Annotated in this window: 18 protein-coding genes; 6 read left to right on the forward strand and 12 right to left on the reverse strand. The window is 67.5% G+C overall.

The features are described from left to right. Positions 1 to 7: 7 nt before the first annotated feature. The 5 genes from ACZLZQ_RS01110 to ACZLZQ_RS01130 form a co-directional block, all read right to left on the reverse strand. Positions 8 to 1,003: a dihydroxyacetone kinase subunit DhaK gene (locus ACZLZQ_RS01110; RefSeq protein ID WP_472948423.1), complete on the reverse strand. Its 996-nt coding sequence runs from the start codon at positions 1,001 to 1,003 to the stop codon at positions 8 to 10. Between the two features lie 43 nt (positions 1,004 to 1,046). After that, a complete protein-coding gene (locus ACZLZQ_RS01115; RefSeq protein ID WP_472947710.1) occupies positions 1,047 to 1,820 on the reverse strand; it encodes an SDR family oxidoreductase in 774 nt (257 codons plus the stop codon). Between the two features lie 124 nt (positions 1,821 to 1,944). Then, positions 1,945 to 2,928: a substrate-binding domain-containing protein gene (locus ACZLZQ_RS01120; protein WP_472934755.1), complete on the reverse strand. Its 984-nt coding sequence runs from the start codon at positions 2,926 to 2,928 to the stop codon at positions 1,945 to 1,947. A gap of 91 nt (positions 2,929 to 3,019) precedes the next feature. Then, on the reverse strand, positions 3,020 to 4,021 hold the full coding sequence (locus ACZLZQ_RS01125; RefSeq protein WP_472934754.1) for an ABC transporter permease: 1,002 nt from the start codon (positions 4,019 to 4,021) through the stop codon (positions 3,020 to 3,022). A gap of 56 nt (positions 4,022 to 4,077) precedes the next feature. Further along, positions 4,078 to 5,556 (reverse strand): sugar ABC transporter ATP-binding protein, encoded by a 1,479-nt coding sequence (locus ACZLZQ_RS01130; RefSeq protein WP_472947711.1) that lies wholly within the window; start codon positions 5,554 to 5,556, stop codon positions 4,078 to 4,080. Positions 5,557 to 5,768: 212 nt separating this feature from the next. Here ACZLZQ_RS01130 and ACZLZQ_RS01135 point away from each other — a divergent pair, with 212 nt between their 5' ends. Then, positions 5,769 to 8,081, forward strand: a complete 2,313-nt coding sequence (locus tag ACZLZQ_RS01135; protein WP_472947713.1) for a Tex family protein — start codon at positions 5,769 to 5,771, stop codon at positions 8,079 to 8,081. Between the two features lie 109 nt (positions 8,082 to 8,190). Here the strand turns inward: ACZLZQ_RS01135 and ACZLZQ_RS01140 are convergent, their stop codons facing one another. From ACZLZQ_RS01140 to efp, 6 genes are all read right to left on the reverse strand, one after another. Further along, the gene (locus ACZLZQ_RS01140; protein WP_472947714.1) at positions 8,191 to 8,619 is read right to left on the reverse strand and encodes a hypothetical protein; all 429 of its coding nucleotides are present in this window, start codon (positions 8,617 to 8,619) and stop codon (positions 8,191 to 8,193) included. A 158-nt stretch (positions 8,620 to 8,777) separates the two neighbouring features. Then, a complete protein-coding gene (locus ACZLZQ_RS01145; protein ID WP_472947715.1) occupies positions 8,778 to 9,500 on the reverse strand; it encodes an ABC transporter ATP-binding protein in 723 nt (240 codons plus the stop codon). Further along, positions 9,493 to 11,538, reverse strand: a complete 2,046-nt coding sequence (locus tag ACZLZQ_RS01150; RefSeq protein WP_472947717.1) for a branched-chain amino acid ABC transporter ATP-binding protein/permease — start codon at positions 11,536 to 11,538, stop codon at positions 9,493 to 9,495. Before ACZLZQ_RS01150 ends, ACZLZQ_RS01145 begins: the two co-directional genes overlap by 8 nt. Positions 11,539 to 11,540: 2 nt before the next feature. Further along, positions 11,541 to 12,413 carry a branched-chain amino acid ABC transporter permease gene (locus ACZLZQ_RS01155; protein WP_472947718.1) on the reverse strand — a complete coding sequence of 291 codons (873 nt, stop codon included), beginning with the start codon at positions 12,411 to 12,413 and terminating at the stop codon, positions 11,541 to 11,543. A 184-nt stretch (positions 12,414 to 12,597) separates the two neighbouring features. Then, positions 12,598 to 13,824: an ABC transporter substrate-binding protein gene (locus tag ACZLZQ_RS01160; protein ID WP_472947719.1), complete on the reverse strand. Its 1,227-nt coding sequence runs from the start codon at positions 13,822 to 13,824 to the stop codon at positions 12,598 to 12,600. 237 nt (positions 13,825 to 14,061) lie between these two features. Further along, complete coding sequence (gene efp, locus ACZLZQ_RS01165) at positions 14,062 to 14,628, reverse strand: elongation factor P (RefSeq protein WP_472934948.1); 567 nt, start codon at positions 14,626 to 14,628, stop codon at positions 14,062 to 14,064. A 114-nt stretch (positions 14,629 to 14,742) separates the two neighbouring features. On the opposite strand from efp, the gene epmA reads away from it, so the two are divergent. From epmA to ACZLZQ_RS01180, 3 genes are read left to right on the forward strand one after another with little or no spacing between them, the layout of a single operon-like run. Next, positions 14,743 to 15,795, forward strand: a complete 1,053-nt coding sequence (gene epmA / locus ACZLZQ_RS01170) for an EF-P lysine aminoacylase EpmA (RefSeq protein WP_472948424.1) — start codon at positions 14,743 to 14,745, stop codon at positions 15,793 to 15,795. After that, entirely contained in the window at positions 15,792 to 16,856 is a 1,065-nt protein-coding gene (locus ACZLZQ_RS01175) for a lysine-2,3-aminomutase-like protein (protein WP_472947720.1), read from the forward strand. The genes epmA and ACZLZQ_RS01175 overlap by 4 nt, the downstream gene beginning before the upstream one ends. A gap of 49 nt (positions 16,857 to 16,905) precedes the next feature. Continuing rightward, on the forward strand, positions 16,906 to 17,415 hold the full coding sequence (locus ACZLZQ_RS01180) for a hypothetical protein (RefSeq protein WP_472947721.1): 510 nt from the start codon (positions 16,906 to 16,908) through the stop codon (positions 17,413 to 17,415). Positions 17,416 to 17,426: 11 nt separating this feature from the next. Here ACZLZQ_RS01180 and ACZLZQ_RS01185 read toward each other — a convergent pair whose 3' ends face one another. Continuing rightward, positions 17,427 to 19,046, reverse strand: coding sequence for a phytoene desaturase family protein (locus ACZLZQ_RS01185; RefSeq protein ID WP_472947722.1), 1,620 nt, complete (start codon positions 19,044 to 19,046; stop codon positions 17,427 to 17,429). A gap of 359 nt (positions 19,047 to 19,405) precedes the next feature. On the opposite strand from ACZLZQ_RS01185, the gene ACZLZQ_RS01190 reads away from it, so the two are divergent. Beyond that, complete coding sequence (locus ACZLZQ_RS01190; RefSeq protein ID WP_472947724.1) at positions 19,406 to 20,578, forward strand: pyridoxal phosphate-dependent aminotransferase; 1,173 nt, start codon at positions 19,406 to 19,408, stop codon at positions 20,576 to 20,578. Positions 20,579 to 20,878: 300 nt separating this feature from the next. Further along, positions 20,879 to 21,637 (forward strand): class II aldolase/adducin family protein, encoded by a 759-nt coding sequence (locus tag ACZLZQ_RS01195; protein WP_472947725.1) that lies wholly within the window; start codon positions 20,879 to 20,881, stop codon positions 21,635 to 21,637. The last annotated feature ends 60 nt before the right edge of the window (positions 21,638 to 21,697 follow it).

The raw sequence follows: 21,697 nt of genomic DNA on the forward strand, positions 1-21,697 counted from the left end.
TTGGTGCTCAGGCCATTGCGGGGCAGCGGGCATCGGCGTCGAGCAGCCGCTTCAGCTCGTCGTCGAGCGCCAGCACCGACAGCGTCGCCCCGACCATTTCGAGCGAGGTGAAGTAGTTCCCGACGAAGGTCCGGTGGACCGTAAGACCGCGCGCCACGATCTCGGCCTCGATCGTGTCGTTGAGGATGTAGAGCTCGTTCAACGGCGTCGCGCCAAGGCCCGAGATCAGCACCGCGACCTCGGTGCCGGCGGGCAGCGCGTGATCGTCGAGGACGATCTTCGCCATGTCGCGCGCGACCTCGGCGGCGGTCTTCAGCGTCTCGACGCGGATGCCCGGCTCGCCGTGATGGCCGATACCGACCTCCATCGTGCCGGGCTCGATCTGGAAATTGGGGTGGCCGACGGCCGGCAGCGTGCAAGGTCCGAGGCCGACGCCGATCGAGCGCGTGGCGTCGATGGCGCGCTGGGCGGTCGAGCGCACCTCTTCGAGGCTTGCGCCTTCGGCCGCCTTCGCGCCGCCGATCTTCCACATGAAGATCTCGCCGGCGACGCCGCGGCGCTTCTGGCGCTCGTCCGGCCCGGCCGAGCAGACGTCGTCATTGGCAACGACCGTTGCGACCTCGATGCCGTCCTTGGCGGCGAGCTTCGTCGCCATCTTCACGTTCATGTTGTCGCCGGCATAGTTGCCATAGAGGCAGACGACGCCCTTGCCGCCGTCGGCTTCCTTGATCGCATCGTGGAAGCTGCGGGCCGTCGGCGAGGAGAAGAGTTCGCCCACCGCGACGGCATCCAGCATGTTGCGCCCGGTATAGCCGACGAAGGCCGGCTCGTGGCCCGAGCCGCCGCCAGTGACGACACCGACCTTGCCGGCGACCGGCGCCGCGGTGGAGACGACGACGCGCGGGTTCTTCTCCGATAGGCGGACGAGGTCGCGGTGCGCCTTGACGAAGCCGCGGACGCTCTCGTCCACCACATCGTCCGGGCCGTTGATGAAGCGCTGCATGGTCATGTCGGGGTCCGTTCGAGTTTCGAAGATGGGTCGAGGATCAGAGAATGGTGTAGCCGCCGTCGACGAGGAGATCGGCCCCGTTGATCATGTCGGCGCCGTTGGAGGCGAGGAACACCGCCGAGGCGGCGATTTCCTCGGGATAGGCGAAGCGGCCCATCGGGATCCGCTTCTTGGCGGCCTCGCCCTTCTCGCCGGCCCAGGCCTTGCGGCCGAGATCGGTGAGGACGATCGTCGGCGAGATCGAATTGACGGTGATGCCGTGCTCGCCCCACTCGGCCGCGAGCGTCTTCGTCATGCCGATGACGCCGAACTTCGAGGCGCAATAGGCGACGTGCTCGTCGATCGCGACGGTGCCGGCCTGCGAGGCGAGGTTGATGATCTTGCCGCCGTTTCCGGCGGCGATCATCGCCCGGCCGACCGCCTGGCAGACGATGAAGGTGCCCGTGAGGTTGATGGCGATGGTCTTGTCCCAGGCGCTGGCGGAGAGGTCCTCGGCCGGCGCCAGCGCGACGATGCCGGCGCTGTTCACCGCGATGTCGATGCGGCCGAAGGCGGCGAGCACGGCAGCGACAGCAGCCTCGACCGAGGCGCGGTCGGCGACGTCGCAGCGGAAGGCCCGCGCGCCGTTGCCGAGGGTCGCAGCCATCGCGTCGGCGGCCTCCTGCTGGAGGTCGAGAATGGCGAGCTGCGCGCCCTTGCGGGCATAGGCGGATGCGATCGCCGCACCGATACCGGACGCGCCGCCGGTGACGAGGGCAATCTTGCCGGCCAGCGAGAAGTCGAGATCGACCTGGGGGGCGGTTTCGCTCATCGGGTCTTTCCTTTCAGCGGGCGCTGGCGATCCTTCGGACGCCGGCCACAGGACGGGGAGATGACCGGCACGCCGGTCGTGGAATGGAGGGGGCAGCACCGCGCCGCCCCCTCCTTTGGCAAGCCTACTTGCGCGACTCGAGTAGCGCGTCGGCGTTCGCGGTGGTGACCGGCGTCCACGGCACGAGGTAGTCCTTCTCCTTGCCGTCGGCCCAGGGCATCGAGGGATACTGCTTCCAGATCGGCGACTGCGGCTGGTAGTCGGGCTTGGCCGCCTTGATGGCGACGTCGAGCGCGCCTTGCGCCTGGGCGGTCGCGTCCTGCAGGATCGAGGCCATCTGGCCTTCCTTCACCGCATTGATCGCATCGGTGACGCCGTCGACGCCGGCGATCGCGAAATCCTCGACCTTGAGATTGGCGGCCTTGATCGCCTCGATCGCGCCCAGCGCCATCTCGTCGTTCTGGCCGATGACGCCGTTGATCTGGCCGGGATGCGAGGTCAGCCAGTTCTCCATCAGCGTCTGCGCCTCGGCGCGCGACCAGTTGCCGGTCTGCTGCTCGAGGATCTTCACGTCCGGGCAAGCGGCGAGCGCCTTCTGGTTGCCTTCGAGGCGCTGGATCTGGCCGGACTGGCCGATCGGTCCCTCGATGATCACGAGGTTGCCCTTGCAGCCCATCTTGTCGAGCACGGCTTTCGCCTCGAGCTCGCCGGCCTCGACGTCGTTCGAGCCGACATAGGAGGTGAGGAGGTCGGAGTTGACGCGGGCGTTCGAACCGACGACCGGGATGCCGGCGTCGACGGCGGCCTGCACCGGGGCGGCGCCCGCCTCGATGTCCATCGGGACGAAGATGATCGCGTTATACTTCTGCGTGATCATCGTGTTGAACTGCTCCTGCTGGACCAGCGCATCATAACGACCGTCGAACACGGTGACCTCGACTTCGCCGCTGACGACGGCCGGATGCTTCTGCAGCGCGGCGCTCCAGATCTGCATGAACTCGGCGTTGAGTCCGTAGACCGTCGCGCCGATCTTCAGCTTTTCCTGGGCGATCGCCGACGGCGCGTAGAGCGCCGACGCCATGGCCAGTGCGAGCAAGAACTTCTTCATGGACTTTCCTCCCGATTGAACCGGCGCGACGTCGGGATGACGTCCCCCGGTGTTTCCAGCCGGCTCCCACCGGCGTGAACTCTGTGGGCGCTCAGGCGCCGTGATTGCGCTTCTGGTCCAGCATCACCGCGCCGACGATGAGGGCGCCCTTCAGGATCTGCTGGTAGTAGGATTGCATGCCGAGGAGATCGAGGCCGTTGTTCATCACGCCGATGATGAGGGCGCCGATCAGCGTGCCGGTCACCCGGCCGACGCCGCCGGACAGGCTGGTGCCGCCGATCACCACCGCCGCGATCGCGTCGAGTTCGTAGGCGATGCCGGCCTGCGGCAAAGCCGAGCCGGTGCGCGCCGACAGGATCATGCCAGCAAGGCCCGACAGGGCGCCGGAGATGACGTAGACGAAGAAGCGGATGCGCACGACGTCGATGCCCGACGTCTTGGCCGCATGCGGGTTGCCACCGACGGCATAGATGTAGCGGCCGAAACGGGTGCGCGTCAGGATCCACCAGGACAAAGCGAAGACGACGGCCAGGATCACCACCGGCAGCGGAATGCCGAGGATGTTGCCGGTGCCGATCCAGCGGAACTCCGGGATCAGGCTCGGCACCGGCTTGCCGCCGCCGTAGATCAGCGTCATGCCCCGCGCCGCCGACAGCATGCCGAGCGTCGCGACGAAGGCCGGCACCTGGAAGCGCGAGACGATGATGCCGACGAGCGCACCGGTGCAGACGCCGACGAGGATGCCGATGGCGAGCGCGAGGACGACGGGATAGGGCCCGCCGCCGATGCCGGCGGTCGCCGAGGTCGTGACGAAGCTCGCGCTGACCATGCCCGCCAGCGCCACCACCGAGCCGACGGAAAGGTCGATGCCGCGCGTCAGGATGACGAAGGTCATGCCGATGGCGAGAATGCCGTTGATCGAGGTCTGCAGGAGGACGTTCGAGATGTTGCCGGCGGTGAGGAAATACTCGTTCGAGAACGAGAGGATGACCACCAAGAGGATGAAGGCGAGGAAGATGCCGTATTCCTGGATCAGCCGGCCACGCCGCTCGGCGCCGAACCATCCCGCGGATTTGGTTTGGATATCAGACACGCAATTCTCCTGCTCCGTTCCGGAGTCTTCTGCCGCTCGCTCGATCGATCGAGACGTCAGGTCGAAAGATGGACCAATGACTGGGCGCTGGCTTCGGACCGGTCGAGAATGCCCGCCGAGCGACCGCCGCGCATGACCATGATGCGGTCGCTGAGGCCGAGCACCTCCTCGATCTCCGAGGAGATCATCACCACCGTGCCGCCGGCCGCCGCGAATTCGCAGATGATCCGGTAGATCTCCCGCTTGGCGCCGACGTCGACGCCGCGGGTCGGCTCGTCCAGCAGCAGGATCCGCGGGTTGCGCAGAAACCACTTGCCGAGCACCACCTTCTGCTGGTTGCCGCCGGAGAGGCCGGACACCGGCATGGTGTCGCGCGCCGCCTTGATGGCGAAGCGCTCGATCATCGACCGGCTGGCCTCCGCCTCGGCCCGGCCGCGCATCACGCCGGACGGGCTCATCTCCGGCAGGCTCGCCAAAGCGATGTTGCCGCGGACGCTGTCGGAGAGGTTGAGGCCGGTCTGCTTGCGGTCCTCGGTGACCAGCGCCAGGCCCTCGCGCATCGCGTCGGCCGGCTTGTGGATCGCGGCCTCGCGTCCCTCCAGCAGGATGCGGCCCTCCGAGCGTCGGTCGAGCCCGAACAGGCAGTCGAAGATTTCCGTACGGCCCGAGCCCATCAGGCCGTAGATGCCGAAGATCTCTCCCTTGTGGACCTGGAAGGAAATGTCCTCGATCTTGCCGCGGCTGGAGAGGTTGGCGACCTCGAGCCCGACGACATCGGTCGGCGCATTGGTCTTGATGTACTCCTCGCCGAGTTCCCGCCCGACGATCATCTTGATGAGATCGGGCCGCGCGACGTCCTTCAGCGCGCCCGCGCCGACGAAGGCGCCGTCGCGGAAGACGGTATAGCTGTCGGCGATCTGGAAGATCTCGGAGAGGCGGTGCGAGACATAGACGATCGCCCGCCCTTGCCGCTTCAGCTGCTCGATCGCGGCAAACAGGTGCTGCGCCTCGCGCTCGCCGATCGCCGAGGTCGGCTCGTCCATGAAGATCACCTCGGCGTCGTGGCTGAGCGCCTTGGCGATCTCGACGAGCTGCATTTCCGCGACCGAGAGCCGTGCCATCACCTCATCGGCGCGGATCTCGAAGCCGAGACCGTCGAGCAGCCCCTGGGCCGCCTTGTTCATCGCCCGGAAATCGACCCCGCCAAAACGCCCGGAGGGCTCGCGGCCGAGATAGATGTTCTCGGCGACGCTCATGTGCGGGACGGGGCTGAGTTCCTGCTCGATGATGGCAATGCCGGACGCCAGCGCCTCGGCGGGGCTCGCGAACTCGACCTCCTGCCCGCGCCGCCGGATCGTTCCGCCGTCGCGCTTCTGGATGCCCATGACGATCGACAGAAAAGTGGATTTGCCCGCGCCGTTGCCGCCGCAGAGGGCGTGCACCGAGCCTGGCGCGAGTTCAAGCCGGCCGTCGCGCAAGGCGGCAACGCCGCCGAAGGACTTCTTCAGCCCTTCCACCTGCAAAAGTGGTTCCATTCTACCGGCCCTCCCGGACGGCGCGCCGGTAAGCCGGCGCTGTCATCAGCCGGCGCTCTCCCGAAGCACCGGTTGTTTTGACAACATTCGATTGCCCGTCGACAGATGTCAATCTCTGCTGGATCCCATAGCCAGATGCCGATGACGGACCCGGCCGGTTGCTGCTCCGACCGCGACGACGTAATCCTGTCGCCGCATTAGAGGAGAGACCGATGGCCCGCGCCAGCATCGAGACGATCATTGCCGGAGAGATCGGCGCAGCGGTCGGCCAGGTGACCGCTGCCGTGGCGCTGCTCGACGGCGGCGCGACGGTGCCGTTCATCGCGCGCTATCGCAAGGAGGCGACCGGCGGGCTCGACGACATCCAGCTGCGCGCGCTGGAGACGCGGCTGGTCTATCTTCGCGAGCTGGAAGCCCGGCGCGAGACGGTGCGGCGCTCGATCGACGAGCAAGGCAAGCTGACGGAGGCTCTCGCAGCTGCCATCGAGGGTGCGGCCACGCGGGTGGCGCTCGAGGATCTCTACCTGCCGTTCAAGCCGAAGCGTCGCACGAAGGCGGATGCGGCCAGGGAGCGGGGCCTCGGCCCCCTCGCCGATCGCATTCTCGGCGACCGCCGCGTCGACCCCTCGAAGATCGCCCGGGAGTTCCTCACCGCGGAGGTGAAGGACGCGAAAGCCGCCCTCGACGGCGCGCGCGACATCATCGCGGAAAAGATGGACGAAACGCCCGAACTTCTGGCCTCGCTCCGCCGGCACCTCACCGACCGCGGGCGGCTGCGGTCCACCGCGCTGCGCGGCAAGCGGACGGAGGGGGCGAAGTTCGCCGACTATTTCGAGCACGAGGAGAAGTGGGCGACCGCACCCGGCCACCGCGTCCTCGCCATGCTGCGCGGCGCCAAGGAGGGCGTGCTTTCGCTCGACATCGCGGTCGACGCCGAGGACCCCGCCCCGGTGAAGCCCGTCGAGGCGATGATCGCCCGGCGGTTCAACATCGACATGGCGGGCGCTGCGCCCGCCGATCTCTGGCTGTCTTCCGTTGTCCAGTGGGCCTGGAAGAACAAGATTCACGGCCATCTCGCCACCGAGATGATGGTCGCCATGAAGGAGCGCGCCGACGCCGAGGCGATCCGCGTCTTCTCGCGCAACCTCAAGGACATCCTGCTGGCCGCGCCCGCCGGCGCAAAGCCGACGATGGGGCTCGACCCCGGCATCCGCACCGGCGTGAAGGTCGCCGTCATCGACGCCACCGGGCGCCTCGTCGACACCGCGACGGTCTACCCGTTCCAGCCGCGCAACGATGCGGCGGGGGCGGCGGCGGCGCTCGGCGCGCTGATCCGCCGGCACAAGATCCAGCTCGTCGCCATCGGCAACGGCACCGCCAGCCGCGAGACCGAGAAGCTCGCCGCCGAGGTGATCGCCGCTCTGCCGGGCGAGAAGCCGGTCAAGGTGATCGTCAGCGAGGCCGGCGCCTCCGTCTACTCCGCCTCCGAGCGCGCCTCGCGCGAAATGCCGGATATCGACGTGTCGCTGCGCGGCGCGGCCTCGATCGCGCGGCGCCTGCAGGATCCGCTGGCCGAGATCGTCAAGGTCGACCCGAAGGCGATCGGCGTCGGCCAGTACCAGCACGACGTCGACCAGGGCGCGCTGGGCCGGGCGCTGGAGACCGTCGTCGAGGACGCGGTGAACGCCGTCGGCGTTGACGTCAACACCGCCTCCTCGGCACTGCTCGCCCATGTCTCGGGCATTGGTCCGGTGCTGGCGGAGGCGATCGTCGCCCACCGCGACAAGGAAGGCCCCTTCCCGACCCGCCGGAAACTGATGGCGGTGCCGCGGCTCGGCCCGAAGGCCTTCGAGCAGTGCGCCGGCTTCCTGCGTATCCGGGGCGGAACCGAGCCGCTCGATGCCTCGGCGGTGCACCCCGAGGCCTATCCCATCGCCAAGAAGATCGTCGCCGCCGCCGGCAAGGACCTTGCCACGCTGATGGGCGATGCCCCGACGCTGCGCGGGCTCGACCCCCGGCAGTTCGCCGTCGATGGTTTCGGCTTGCCGACGGTGAAGGACATCCTCGCTGAGCTCGAAAAGCCCGGCCGTGACCCGCGGCCAAGCTTTGCCACCGCGACCTTCAGGGAGGGCGTCAGCGAGATGTCGGACCTGAAGCCCGGCATGATGCTGGAAGGGACGGTCACCAACGTCGCCGCTTTCGGCGCCTTCGTCGACATCGGCGTCCACCAGGACGGGCTGGTGCACGTCTCGGAAATCTCGGACCAGTTCGTCAAAGATCCGGCCGACGTGGTGAAGGCCGGCCAGGTGGTTCAGGTGCGCGTGCTCGAGGTCGACGCCCGGCGCAAGCGGATCTCCCTGTCGATGAAGACCGCTCCCGCCGGCAAGGGCGAGACCGCAGCGGCGAGGCCGGAGCGGTCGGAGAGGCCGCGCTCGGCGACCGCCGGCGGCAAGCCGACTACGGCGAAGGCCGAGCCGACGGGCGCTTTCGGCGCAGCGCTGACGGAAGCGCTGAAACGGCGGTGATCGCTGCCGACGCGGCCTGCGAACTGTCGCCCGCCGGCGGAATACCCCGAGCTCTGGGTCTGCGCCCCGGTCCGCCCACCCGTCGATCCGGTCGCAGGGCTTGTGGCACTCACGCCGCGGCGGGACGCTCCAGCTCGTCGCGGACAGCGTCGAAATCGGCTGCCGCCTCGAACAGCATGAAGCCGCTGTCGAGCGCGTGTCCCTCGCTTGTGCCTTGGAACGTCAGGATGTGCCATTCGCCGGAGGCCTTGCCAAGGGCCGAAGCGCCCGCCTGCGGTCGGCGGTGCTGCAGCCCGGGCGCTTCGAAGTCGAGGACATGCCAGTCTCGCCCCGCCACCACTTTCAGCATGACCATGATCTGCGCCGAGGCCCGCCTGTCCCGCTCGTCGCCGGCGCTCGTCCAGTGCCAGCTGCGGGCGACGGGGTCGCCGCTGTAGACGTGCTCGACCTGCATGTCGAAACGCCCGCCGGGTGCCCGCTGCAGGTCGAAGTGCCGCAGCAAGAGGTCGGCGTCTTTCCGGAAGCGTTCGATCGACATGCGGACCCCGGGGCGTGTGGAGGAGGAGACTGCTCGCGTAGCCGCCCCGCACCACCGACCGCAAGCGAAATCAGGAAGGCAGGCCCCTCGATCAGCGATCCCGCCGCAGGTTCACTCGGCCAGCGGACCGCCGGAGAAGGCCCGCTGGCCGAGGAGGATCAGTGATCGCCGCCGAGATAGGCGGCGCGGATGGCCGGGTCGTTGCGCAGCTGCGCGGCCGGTCCTTCGACGCGGATGCGGCCGTTCTCCATGACATAGGCATGGTCGGCGACGCCGAGCGCGGCCATCGCGAACTGCTCGACCAGGAGCATGGTCACATGCTCTTCCTTCAGCACGCGGATGATGCGGAAGACCTCCTCGACAAGCTTCGGCGCGAGGCCCATCGACGGCTCGTCGAGCAGCAGGATGTCGGGCTTCAGCATCAGCGCCCGACCCATGGCCAGCATCTGCTGCTCGCCGCCCGACAGCGTGCCGGCGAGCTGCATGCGGCGCTCCTTCAGGCGCGGGAACAGCACGAAGGCACGCTCGCGGTCGGCCGAGACGTCCCCCTTGGCGCGGGCGCCGGTGAGGCGCGGAAAAGCGCCGAGCGTCAGGTTGTCCTCGACACTGAGGGTCGGGAAGACGCGCCGCCCCTCGGGCGAATGGGCAAGGCCGGAGCGCGCGACGGCATGGCTGTCGAGCCCCGAGATCTCCTGCCCGTTCAGCTTGATCGAGCCGCCGGTCGGCCGGATCATGCCCGACAGCGCGCGCATCGTCGTGGTCTTGCCGGCGCCATTGGAGCCGATCAGCGTGACCACTTTGCCCTTCGGCACCTTCAGCGTCAGCCCATGCAGCACTTCGATCTGGCCGTAGCCGGCGGAAAGGTTGGAGACCTCAAGCATGGGCCGGCTCCGTCTCGGTGGTGCCGATATAGGCCTCGATCACCTTGGGGTCCTTCTGGATGTCGCGCGCCCCGCCCTCGGCAATCTTGTGGCCGAAGTCGAGCACGGTCACGCGGTCGCAGAGGCTCATCACCACGTCCATGTGGTGCTCGATCAGGATGACGGTGATGCCAGCGTCCTTGATCTTGCGGATGATCGCGCCGAGCTCGGCGATATCGGGGGCGGTAAGGCCCGCGGCCGGCTCGTCGAGCAGCAGCAGGACCGGATCCAGCGCCAGTGCCCGGCCGATCTCCAACAGGCGCTGCTTGCCGTAAGGCAAGTTGCGCGCCTCGACATGCGCGAGTTCGCCGAGCCCAACGAAGTCGAGGATCGCGCTGGCCCGCTGCCGGGCTTCTCGCTCCTCGCGCTTGCGGCGCGCGGTGCCGAGGATGGCATCGAAGAGATTGCCGCGGAAGGCGTGGTGGAGTCCGACGAGGACGTTCTCCAGCGCCGTCATCTCGCGGAACAGCTGGACGTTCTGGAACGTCCGGGCGACGCCGGCGAGCGCAATCTCCGAGGGCTTCAGTCCGTCGAGCCGCTTGGCCGCCCCCGCGCCGGCCGCCAGCGTCACGCTGCCACCGGTCGGCACGTAGATGCCGGTGAGGACGTTCATCATCGTCGACTTGCCGGAGCCGTTCGGGCCGATGAGGCCGTGGATCGTGCCCGGCCTGACCACGAGGTCGACCCCGTCCAGAGCCTTCAGGCCGCCGAACTGCATCAGTGCAGCCTCGACCTTCAGCAGCGGATCGGCCCCGCTGCCGCCGCGCTGTACGATCAGTGCCGAACCATCGGCGGCGATCTGGCGGCCCTCCGCGGTATGGGCCGGCCGCAGCGCCGGGATCTTGTCGCGCAGGAAGCCGACGATCCCGTCGGGAAGGTAGTAGACGACGAAGAGAATCATCAGGCCGAAGACGGTCAGCCGGAAGTCGGTTACCGACTGGAGGATGAGCGTCGCAGGGAAGAAGAGGATGCAGAGCACCACCGGCACGAGGATGGCAAAGCGGTTGTCGCGGCGGCGCAGGAAGGCCTGGAGGCCGACGACGAGGGCGATCGCGGCGATTACCCCGGCCATGATCCGCACCAGCGCGATGTCGGCGAGGATGTTCGGCATCATCACGATGATCGCCGAGCCGATCAGCGGGCCCGCGCGCGACTTTCGTCCACCCATCGTCACCGCCAGCAGGAACAGGACGGTCAGCTCGAAGCCGTAGGAGTTCGGCGCGACATAGCGCTCGGACCAAGCGAACAGCGCCCCGGCAAGGCCGGCCAGCGCGGCCGAAAGGACAAAGGCGTAGACTTTGTAGCGGTAGACGCTGACGCCCATGCAGTCGCAGGCGATCGGGCTGTCGCGCAGGGCCTCGAAGGCGCGGCCATAGGGCGAGCGGACGACCCGGTTGACCACGAGAATGGTGACAAGCAGCGCGATGCAGACGAGATAGTAGAATTCGAGCTTGCGCCCGGAGGCGCCCCAAGGGGCGGGGATGCCGAACATCGCGAAGTCGAGGACGCGCGGCGGCGGCAAGGTGATGCCGAGCGGACCGTTGGTCAGCGGCGTCAGCTCGTTGATGAAGATCTGGATGATGGTGCCGAAGGCGAGCGTCACCATGGCGAGATAAGGCCCCGTCACGCGCAGCGCCGGCACCGCCAGCAGCAGGCCGAACACGGCGGTCACGCCGATGCCAGCGAGGAGCCCGAACCAGATGCCGAGCTTGAAGTGCATGAACAGGACCGCGGCGGAATAGGCCCCGATGCCGAACAGGCCGGCATGGCCGAGACTGACCTGGCCGGTATAGCCGACGACGATGTCGAGCCCGAGCACTAGGATGGCGTAGATCGCGATCACGGTGACGAGGTGGAGGTAGTAGGTGCTGGGCACCGCCAGCGGGAAGCCCGCCAGGAAGACGACCAGGAGCACGGCGCCGAGGGCGCCGAGCGAGCGCGCCTGACGGCGCCGGTCGGGCGCAGCAGCGAGCGTGGCGGAGGAGGAAGAGGCGCTCATCGTCAGACCTTCTTGATCACGGCCTTGCCGAACAGGCCGACCGGACGGATCGACAAGACGACGAGGAGAAGGATGAGACCCGGCACGTCCTTGTAGCCGGTGGAGATGTAGAAGCCGGTCAGCGTTTCCGCGATGCCGAGGATCAGCCCGCCGACGATCACCCCGAGCCCGGATTCGAGGCCGCCGATGATCGCCACGGCGAAGGCCTTCAGCGCGAGCACCGCGCCCATCGTGGCGCCGGTCAGCGTCACCGGAGCGACGAGCACGCCGGCAAAGGCCGCGGTCATCGCGCTGATGGAGTAGGAGAGCGTGATGACCCGCTGGGTGTTGATGCCCATCAGGCCGGCCGCGTCGATGTCGTCGGAGGTGGCGATGACCGCCTTGCCCCAGATCGACTTGCGGTTGAAGATCTCGACTGCCAGCATCATCAAGAGCGCGCCGGCGATGATCAGGAGTTCCATCGGCAGCATGCGCACGCCGCCCAGTTGGATCGCCTCCTCGGGCAGCGGCGAGGGAAACTTCAGGTCGTCGCGGCCCCAGATGTTTTCGGCAAGGTTGCGGAAGATGATGCCGAGCGCGATCGTCGCCATGATCCACCCGTATTCCGACTTGATCTTCACCGCCGGCCGCACCGCCAGCCGTTCGACGACGGCGCCGAGCGCGAAGCCGAAGACGAGGACCATCGGGATCATCAGCCAGTAGCCGGTGAAGGGCGCCAGCGTCAGGCCGAACAGGGCGCCGAGCGCCAGCGCCTCACCCTGGCCGAAGTTCAGCGTCTTCGAGGTCGCGAAGGTGAGCTGGTAGCCGAAGGCGATCGCGGCATAGATCATGCCGATCGCGATGCCGGAGGCGACAAGCTGCAGGAAGATGGTCATGAAAACTGCCCTGCTGAAGTTCCGGCGGCGGCGGCCGCAGGCGAGGTGCGCATTGGAGACGGACAGCGCGCCGCGGCGCGTCCCGGACCGGACGTGGAAACGGGCCCGCCCTCATCCTTCCCCGGGGAGACTAAATCCCCCTGGGGAAAGACGGACATAACCCGCCGCTCTCGACGACTGCCGATCAGTTGGCAGCCTTTTCCTTGACGCGCACGACGCCGGCGTTCTTGGCGTCCTCTTCCTTGTCGTAGACGATCTTGCCGTCCTGGACGCGGCCGAACACCACCATGTTGCGGGTGATGGCGTTGTGGTCAGTCGCGGTGAAGGGCTTGTCGTAGGTGGTGACGACGCCCTCGACCTTGGTCTGCAGGTCCTCGAGCGCGGCCCGGATCTCGGGGCCTTCGGTCGAGCCGGCCTGGGTGATCGCCGCGGCGATGAGGTAGACCGAGTCGTAGCCTTGCGCGCCCGCGACCGGCGTCGGGATCTTCGAGACGCTGTAGGTCTTGTAGTAGTTCTCGAGGAAGGCCTTGCGCTTGGGCAGCGTGCCGTCCTCGATGAAGGTCTGCGGCATGATCACGCCGTTGCCGTTGGCCCCGGCAATGTCGATGAAGCTCTGCATCGAGGCGGGCCAGGAGGTGATCATCGGCACTTTCCAGCCGAGCTTGGCCATGCCGTTGGCGATCTGCGCGAGCTCCGGCCCGATGCCGTAGGCGAGGATCACGTCGGCACCGGCCTGCTGGGCCTTCAACAGCTGGGCCGTCATGTCGACGTCCTTGATGTTGAACTTCTCGACCGCGACCGGGGTCAGCCCCTTCTCGCCGAGATAGGTCTCGATGTCGGCGCGGCCGAGCTGGCCGTAATTGGTGGAATCGGCGAGCACTGCGATCTTGGTGTATTTCCGGGCCACGGCCTCGTCGACCATCAGGCCGGCCTGCAGCACGTCGTAGGCGGAGTTCCGGAAGACGTAGTTATTGTCGTAGTCCGGCTGGATGAACTGGTTGGTGATGATCGTGCCGGTGGCGACGTTGTTGAACACCGGGATCTCGGCTTCCTGGTAGAAGCGCTGGGCGGCAAGAGCGACGCCCGTGTTGATGAAGCCGAGGGTGGCGACCACCTCTTCCTTGTTGATCAGCTCCTGCGCGACCTGCGCGCCGACCTCGTTCTTGGCCTCGTCGTCACGCTCGACCAGCTGGATCTGACGTCCGAGCACGCCGCCATTGGCGTTGATCTCGGCCACCGCCAGCCTGACGCCATCGCGCATCGAGACGCCCATCGCAGACGAGCCGCCGGTAAAGGGCCCGGAGACGCCGAGCTTGATGGGATCCTCGGCATGCGCGGGCAGAACCCCCGCCATCGCCGCCGCGCCGAGCATCGCGCTGAGATAAAGCTTCGCCGTGAAACGCACCCTCATTCCTCCCCTGTTCGCACCGCGGCTGGCTGGGCTTTGCCCGCGTCCGTCGACACCGATCCCGACCCGGTTTTCCGGGTTCTGCGGGAAGTCTGGCTGCCTTGGCGGCGTTTGTCCATTGGACGAAGGGGGTATCGGAAGGCGACGAGCGATTTTTTGCCGGATGTCACGCGCGGAAACGAAGACGCCCGCCCCGCAACCAGCGGGACGGGCGTCTGAAAGCTCGGCAGGACGGAGCGATCAGTCCTTGGCGCGCTCGACGTAGGAGCCGTCTTCGGTGAGGACGACGATGCGGGTGCCGGTGGCGATGTGCGGTGGGACGGCAGTGCGCAGGCCGTTCGACAGAAGGGCCGGCTTGTAGGAGGCCGAGGCCGTCTGGCCCTTGGTCACCGGCTCGGTCTCGACCACCTCGAAGGTCGCACGCTGCGGCAGCACGAGCGAGATCGGCGAGCCGTTGTACTGCGAGAGCGCGACGGTCATGTTCTCCTGCAGGTACGGCGCCATGTCGCCGATGACGCTCTCGGGCACCGTGACCTGGTCGAAATTCTCCGGGTTCATGAAGTGATAGCCGTCGCCGTCATTGTAGAGGAAGGTGTGGTCGTGCTCCTCGACCATGGCCCGCTCGACGGTCTCGGTGGTGCGGAAGCGCTCGGACACCTTCACGCCGTCGGAGATGCGGCGCATGTCCAGCTGCGTCACGGAATTGCCCTTGCCAGGATGGATGTTCTCGGCAATGAGGATCACATAGAGCTTGCCATCCTGGTCGACGACATTGCCCTTGCGCAGGGAACTGGCGATCACCTTCACCATGATTGGTCCTTAAAACTTCAGTTTGTGGGGTGCCCGGCGGCACGGCCTTCGATGCGCCGCACCTACCGCATCTCGCGCGCGACCGCCAGTCGCCACTCGACGATAGGCCCGATGATCAACGCCTCGCCTTGGTGGACGCCCGACGTCCACGCCGACCGCCGGCCGCGCCTCCTGCAGCGCAACGCCATCGCCGCCGACCTGCGTCGCTGGTTCGCCGAACGGGATTTCGTCGAGGTCGAGACCTCAGCACTCCAGGTCTCGCCCGGCAACGAGGCGCATCTTGCCGCCTTTGCCACCGACATGCTGGATTTCGACGGCAGCCGGGAGACCTACTATCTCCACACTTCGCCGGAATTTGCCTGCAAGAAGCTGCTCGCCGCCGGCGAGGAGCGGATTTTCAGCCTCGGCAAGGTCTGGCGCAACCGCGAGCGCGGCGCGCTGCATTCGCCGGAATTCACCATGCTCGAATGGTACCGCGCGGGCGAAACCTACGAGCGCCTGATGCAGGATGCCGCCGAGCTCATCGCGCTGGCGGCCGAGCAGACGGGCGCCAAGCAGTTCGTGTTCCGCGGCCGCACCGCCGATCCCTTCGCCGAGCCCGAGCGGTTGACGCTGGCCGAGGCGTTCGAGCGCTACATCGGCATCGACCTCCTCGCCACCGTCGACGCCTCCGGCGAGACCGACCGCGACCTTCTGGCCGCCGGCATGGTCCGCGCCGGCATCCGCATCTCAGACGATGACGGCTGGTCGGCGCTGTTCTCGAAGGCGCTGCTCGAGCGCGTCGAGCCGGAACTCGGCAACGGCCGCCCGACGATCCTCTGCGAATACCCGGTCGCCGAAGCCGCCCTCGCCCGCCCGAGCGCCCATGATCCGCGGGTGGCCGAGCGCTTCGAGATTTACTGTTGCGGCGTCGAGCTCGCCAACGCTTTCGGCGAGCTGACCGACCCCGCGGTGCAGCGCCGCCGCTTCACCGCCGAGATGGACGAGATGCAGCGCGTCTACGGCAACCGCTATCCGCTCGACGAGGATTTCCTGGCGGCCCTTGCCATCATGCCTGACTCCAGCGGCATCGCCCTCGGCTTCGACCGGCTGGTCATGCTCGCCGTCGGCGCCGGGCGGATCGACGACGTGATCTGGACCCCGGTCGCGCGGGGAACGGCGTGAACCGCCCGCTGCGCAGCGCCGCTGCCCTCCTTGGCGCGGGACTGGTGCCGGCCGAGCGGCTCGCCGCGATCGAACGGGTGGCCGAGCGCTATGCGATCGCGATCACCCCCGACATGGCCGCGCTGATCGAGGATGCCGACGATGGCATCGGCCGGCAGTTCCTGCCGCGGGAGGAAGAGCTGGAGGCGGCGCCCGGTGACCTCGCCGACCCGATCGGCGACGACGCGCACGCGCCCGTGCCCGGAATCGTCCACCGCTATCCCGACCGGGTGCTGCTGAAGCCGCTGCACGTCTGCCCGGTCTATTGCCGCTTCTGCTTTCGCCGCGAAGTCGTGGGGCCCGATGGCCTTGGCACGCTGTCGGATGCAGAGCTCGACGGCGCGCTCGCCTACATCGCCGCGCATCCGGAGGTCTGGGAGGTGGTGATCACCGGCGGCGACCCCTTCGTCCTGTCGCCGCGCCGCCTCGCCTTCATCGCCGAGGCGCTGGGCAAGATCGAGCATGTCCGGGTCCTGCGCCTGCACACCCGCGTGCCGGTGGTCGACCCAGCGCGGGTCGACGCGGCCCTCGTCGCCGCGCTGAAAGGCTTCGGCCGCGCCGTCTTCGTCGCGCTCCACGCCAACCACCCGCGCGAGTTCACGCCGGCCGCGATCGCCGCGGTGGCGCGGCTGGTCGATGCCGGCATTCCGATGGTCAGCCAGACCGTGCTCCTCGCCGGCATCAACGACGACGCCGGGACGCTGGGTGCGCTTATGCGGGCCTTCGTCGAGAACCGGATCAAGCCCTATTATCTCCACCACGGCGATCTCGCCCCCGGCACCGCGCATATGAGGACCTCGATCGAGACCGGGCAGGGCCTGATGCGATCGCTGCGCGGCGACATTTCCGGGCTCTGCCAGCCGACCTACGTCCTCGACATTCCCGGCGGTCACGGCAAGGTGCCGGTCGGGCCGAGCTATCTTTCCGCCGATGGCCGCGAGGTCACCGACCCGAAAGGGCAAGAGCATGCCTATCCGCCGCGCGCAGACGATGAGGGCTCAACGATAAGCCCTTCAGCCTAAATTTACGGGACCGCGCCTAGACTGCGGCCATCCCGCGGAGGCTGTGCTGGTGCGTATTGGAATTCTGCTGCTGGCCTCGGCCATGACGGTCACCGGATGTGCCGGTCCTCGGGCCATCATTCGCCCGTCGACGCCCGGCCATGGCTCCTGCCTCAATGGCGACTGCCGGCGTTCCGTCAGCCCCCGCCCTTCGCCGCAGGCGAGCGCCCATCGCACGGAGCCCGCGCGGCCGAAAAGCCGCCGCGCCCCTCGCACAGAGCGGATCAGCGCGCAGCTGCCCGCAGCGCTGCCCGAGCAGGCCTTCGGCTACGTCAGCCCAAGCCCCGCAGGTCCCGGTCGCGCGGATCCGAGTTCGGCAAAGCCAACCCTCGTCGCCTCGAACGAAAGCCCGCAGGCCGGCCCGCTCGATCAGATGCGCGGCTCGGTCTATCCCGAAACGGCCGTCGTCAGCGGCAGCCCGGCCAGGGTGAAGATCGTGCTGGAGCCTTTCGTCGCGCCGCCGATCATCGACATCGACGCAATCAGGATGGCCATGCGGGGCTCCGTCAACATCGACTGACGCGCGTCTCCTCAGGCGGCCCGCCTCTTCGGACGACGCTTCAGGTCTTTCAGGATCTCGCGCGCAGCATTGGCGCCGGGAATGCCGGAGACGCCGCCGCCCGGGTGCATCGACGCGCCGCAGATGTAGAGGCCCTCGACCGGGGTGCGGTAGTCGGCATAGCCGGAGACCGGACGCTGGAAGAACAGCTGGTCGGCCGACAGCTCGCCATGGAAGATGTGGCCTTGCGGCATGTTCACGACACCCTCGATATCGGGCGCGATGATGAGATTGGCCTGGATGATGTCGGCGCTGAAGCCCGGCGCCCATTCCTCCATCGTGTCCAGCACGACCTTCTTGAAGTTCTCCTTCTCGTCGGCCCAGTCCTTGCCCTTCAGTTCGTAGGGCGCGTGGCCGCCGAAGAGGTTGACGACGTGCTGGCCGGGCGGCGCCAGCGTATCGTCGACGATGGTCGGCACCACCGGCGTGATGAACGGCCGCCGGGAGTAGCCGCCATACTTCGCATCGTCATAGGCGCGCTCGAGATAGTCGATGTCCGGCGCGATGTGCATGTAGGTGGGATAGGGAAACTTGCCGAGCACGCCGTCCGCCTTCACCTTGTCGAGGATCGTGTATTGCGGCGGCCGCTCGCAGGCGATGTTCATCTTGAAGGCGGTTGAGAAGGTCCGGTAGTTGTCGATCTCGCGCTTGACGCCGCCCGGCACCAGCGCCGGATCCAGCAGCTGCTGGTAGACGACCTTGGCATTGGCATTCGACGCGATGGTCTTCGCTGAATAGGTGTCGCCTTTGGCAGTGACGACCGAGGTCACCTGGTTGCAGGCGACGCGGATTTCCCGGATGTCGGCATCGACGACGATCTCGACGCCGAGCGCCCGGCCGGCCGAGGCCAGCGACTGGGTGATCATGCCCATGCCGCCCTTGATGAAGCCCCAGCCGCCGGCCCCTTCGTGCTCGCCCATCACGTGGTGCATGATGACGTAGGCCGAGCCCGGCGTCTTCGGCCCCGCAAAAGTACCGATCGAGGCGTAGTAGGCGAGGACCGCCATGATGCGGTCGTCCTCGAACCACTCCGACAGGAAGTCGTAAGCGCTCATCGTCATGAGGTCGGCGATGCGGTGCATCTTGTCGCCGATCTTGCGGTATTTCCAGAGCAGCTGCGCGCTGTCCTTGAAAGACTTCCAGTCGCCCTTCGACGGATCGACCGGCGTCTCCCACAGGAGTTTGCGGACGATCGCCGCCGACTCCATCAGGTAGGTGTCGAACGCTGGATAGGCCGCCGCGTCCTTCTTCGAGAACTTGCCGAAGGAGGCTTGCGTCTTCCGAGTGTCGTCGGAGAACAGGATGTAGTCATCCCCGCCGACCGGCGAGATCATGTCCGAGCAGGGCAGCACCTCCAGCCCGTGACTTTTCAGGTCGAAGTCCCGGATGATGCGCGGGTGGAGAAGGCTCATCAGGTAGGAATAGGTCGAGGCCTTGAAGCCCGGGCAGATCTCCTCGGTCACCGCCGCGCCGCCGATGACCGTGCGCCGCTCGAGGACCAGCACCTTCAACCCGGCCTTGGCGAGATAGTTGGCGCAGACGAGGCCGTTGTGCCCGGCGCCGATGATGATCGCGTCGTATTCCCTCGCCATGGACGGTGCCCCCCGAAGTTGCTACGGTCGAATTTCATGCCTGTGAAGATTAGGCCATCGCGGCAAGCCGGATGCAAGGGTGCGGAGGGGACAAACGTCAGCCCCCCAACCGGACCGGCGTCGAACCTATGTGCGCCTTCAGGGCTGATTTTCGTGAACTGCAATCAAGCTGGGATGGGTGTCACAAGAGCGTGTCGCCCGGCTCGCACGCATCCGGAGAGCCTCATGGACTGTTTCACGGCGATGAACCGTCCTTGATCATCGCGAAGCGACCGTGAAGCTGAGGCCCGACTTGCCTTTGCCTTGCCGCTCGGCTCCAAGACGCTCGACCCAGCCTTCCAGACCCACAGGACATGTCCATGCGTTTCTCCCCCCTCGTCGAGCGGATCGACGGCCCCGGTGTCGCCGCCTGGAAGATCCACGAGGCCGCGACAGCGGCGCAGCGGCGCGGCGAGGACGTCATCCTTCTCACCATCGGCGATCCCGACTTCGCGACGCCCGAGCCGGTGATGGACGCGGCCGTCGCCGCGCTGCGCGCGGGCGACACGCACTATACCGACGTGCCCGGCCGGCCGGCTCTGCGCCAAGCGCTCGCCCGCCTCCTCGGCCCCTCGCTCGGCCAGCCCGACCTGTCGCCTGGCAACGTCATCCTGACGGCTGGCGCCCAGAACGCGCTGTTCGCCGCCTCGCTCTGCCTTCTCGCCGAGGGCGACGAGGTGATCGTGCTGGAGCCGGCCTATGTCACCTACGAGGCGACGCTGCAGGTGGCGGGCGCGAAGATCGTGCCGGTGCCGATGCCGGCCGAGACCGGCTTCCGTCCCGATCCCGCCGCCATCCGCGCCGCGGTGACGCCGCGCACCCGCGCCATCATCTTCGCGACGCCGAACAACCCGACCGGCGCGGTGATGACGCGGGACGAACTGGCTGGGATCGCCGCCATCGCCATCGAGCACGACCTGACGGTGATCGTCGACGAGGTCTACGGCGCCCTCACCTTCGAAGTGCCGCATGTCTCGATGGCCTCGCTGCCGGGCATGGCCGAGCGCACCGTCACCGTCGGCAGCCTGTCGAAGACGCATGCGATGACCGGATGGCGCGTCGGCTGGGTGGTCGCCAATGCCGAACTCGTCCACCATATGGAGCGGCTGGCGCTCTGCATGCTCTACGGCATGCCGGGCTTCGTGCAGCAGGCCGCCCTCACCGCCATCGAGAGCTATGCCGAGGTTACCGCCGACATGCGCGGACGCTATCGGGCACGGCGCGACCTCGTCGTCGCCGCGCTCTCAGGCGTGCCGAAGATCAAGGTGCTGACGCCGGATGCCGGCATGTTCGTGCTGGTAGACGTCCGCGGGACCGGCCTGACGCCCTTCGACTTCGCCTGGCGGCTGTTCCGCGAAACCGGCGTCTCGACGCTCGATGCGACCGCCTTCGGTGCGCCGGCTTACGGCTTCCTGCGGATCGCCTTCACCTCTAGCGAGGCGACGCTCGCCGAAGCCTGCCGGCGCATCGAGCGCTTCGTGCGCAGCCTGTAACGCGCTGGGGCGCCGCCCGCTCAAGCTGGGGGATCGTTACAGCCGGCCCTATCAAACCACCTGCGGACAGCGCCTTCGCTGCCGGAGATCTCTCTCCATAGGCCAGCCCGATCTTTGCATTGGCCCGTCAGCAGGCGACGGCTCTTTCACCGCGATGAAGCGGCCGCCGACCGGTTTTCTCCGCCTGCGGCAAGGCGGTCAGGTCCCTACGCTACGGGTAAGCCCGCCCCCGGAGAACGCTTGCCATCACCGAGCGAAGGTGATGAACTCAATTTCACGCACATGAAGCTGGAGCCTGGTATGACGCTGCATTCCCCCATCGCCAGCCAGGATGCGGAGTGGCAGACGCGGGTCGAGCTGGCCGCCTGCTATCGGCTCGCCGCGCACTACAAGATGACCGACCTCATCTACACCCACATCACCGCGCGGGTGCCAGGCGAGGACGGCCACTTCCTGATCAATCCCTATGGCTACCGGTGGGAGGAGATCACGGCGTCCTCGCTGGTGAAGATCGACATCGACGGCAATCAGGTCGGCGGCGCGACCGCCCGGGTGAACCCCGCCGGCTTCACCATCCACAGCGCCATTCACGGGGCGCGGCACGACGCGACCTATGTGATGCACACCCATACCCGCGCCGGCGTCGCGGTCTCCTCGCTGCAGGAAGGGCTCCTGCCGCTCAACCAGATCGCGCTGCAATTCTACGGCCGCATCGGCTACCACGACTTCGAGGGCATCGCGCTGGACCATTCCGAGCGGGCGCGCATCGTCGCCGATCTCGGCGACTTCCCGGCCCTTGTCCTGCGCAACCACGGCCTCATCGCCGTCGGCCGCTCGGCGGCCGAGATGTTCAACGCGATGTTCTATCTCAACGCCGCCTGCGAAATTCAGGTCGCCACCTTGTCCATGGGCCGGCCGCTGGTCGAGGTGCCCGATGCCGTCGGCCGCCGCGTCACCCAGCAGTTCGACCAGATGGCCTTCGACGATGGCGATCTGTTGCTCGAATGGGCGGCGCATCTGCGGACCATCGACGCGATCGACCCGTCCTACCGAAACTGATTCCGGCCGGGACGACGCGGAAGAGAACCAAAAGAGCAAGACTGCGCATGCACTGAATTG

The sequence above is a fragment of the Mesocryomonas lacus genome, from assembly GCF_055730105.2.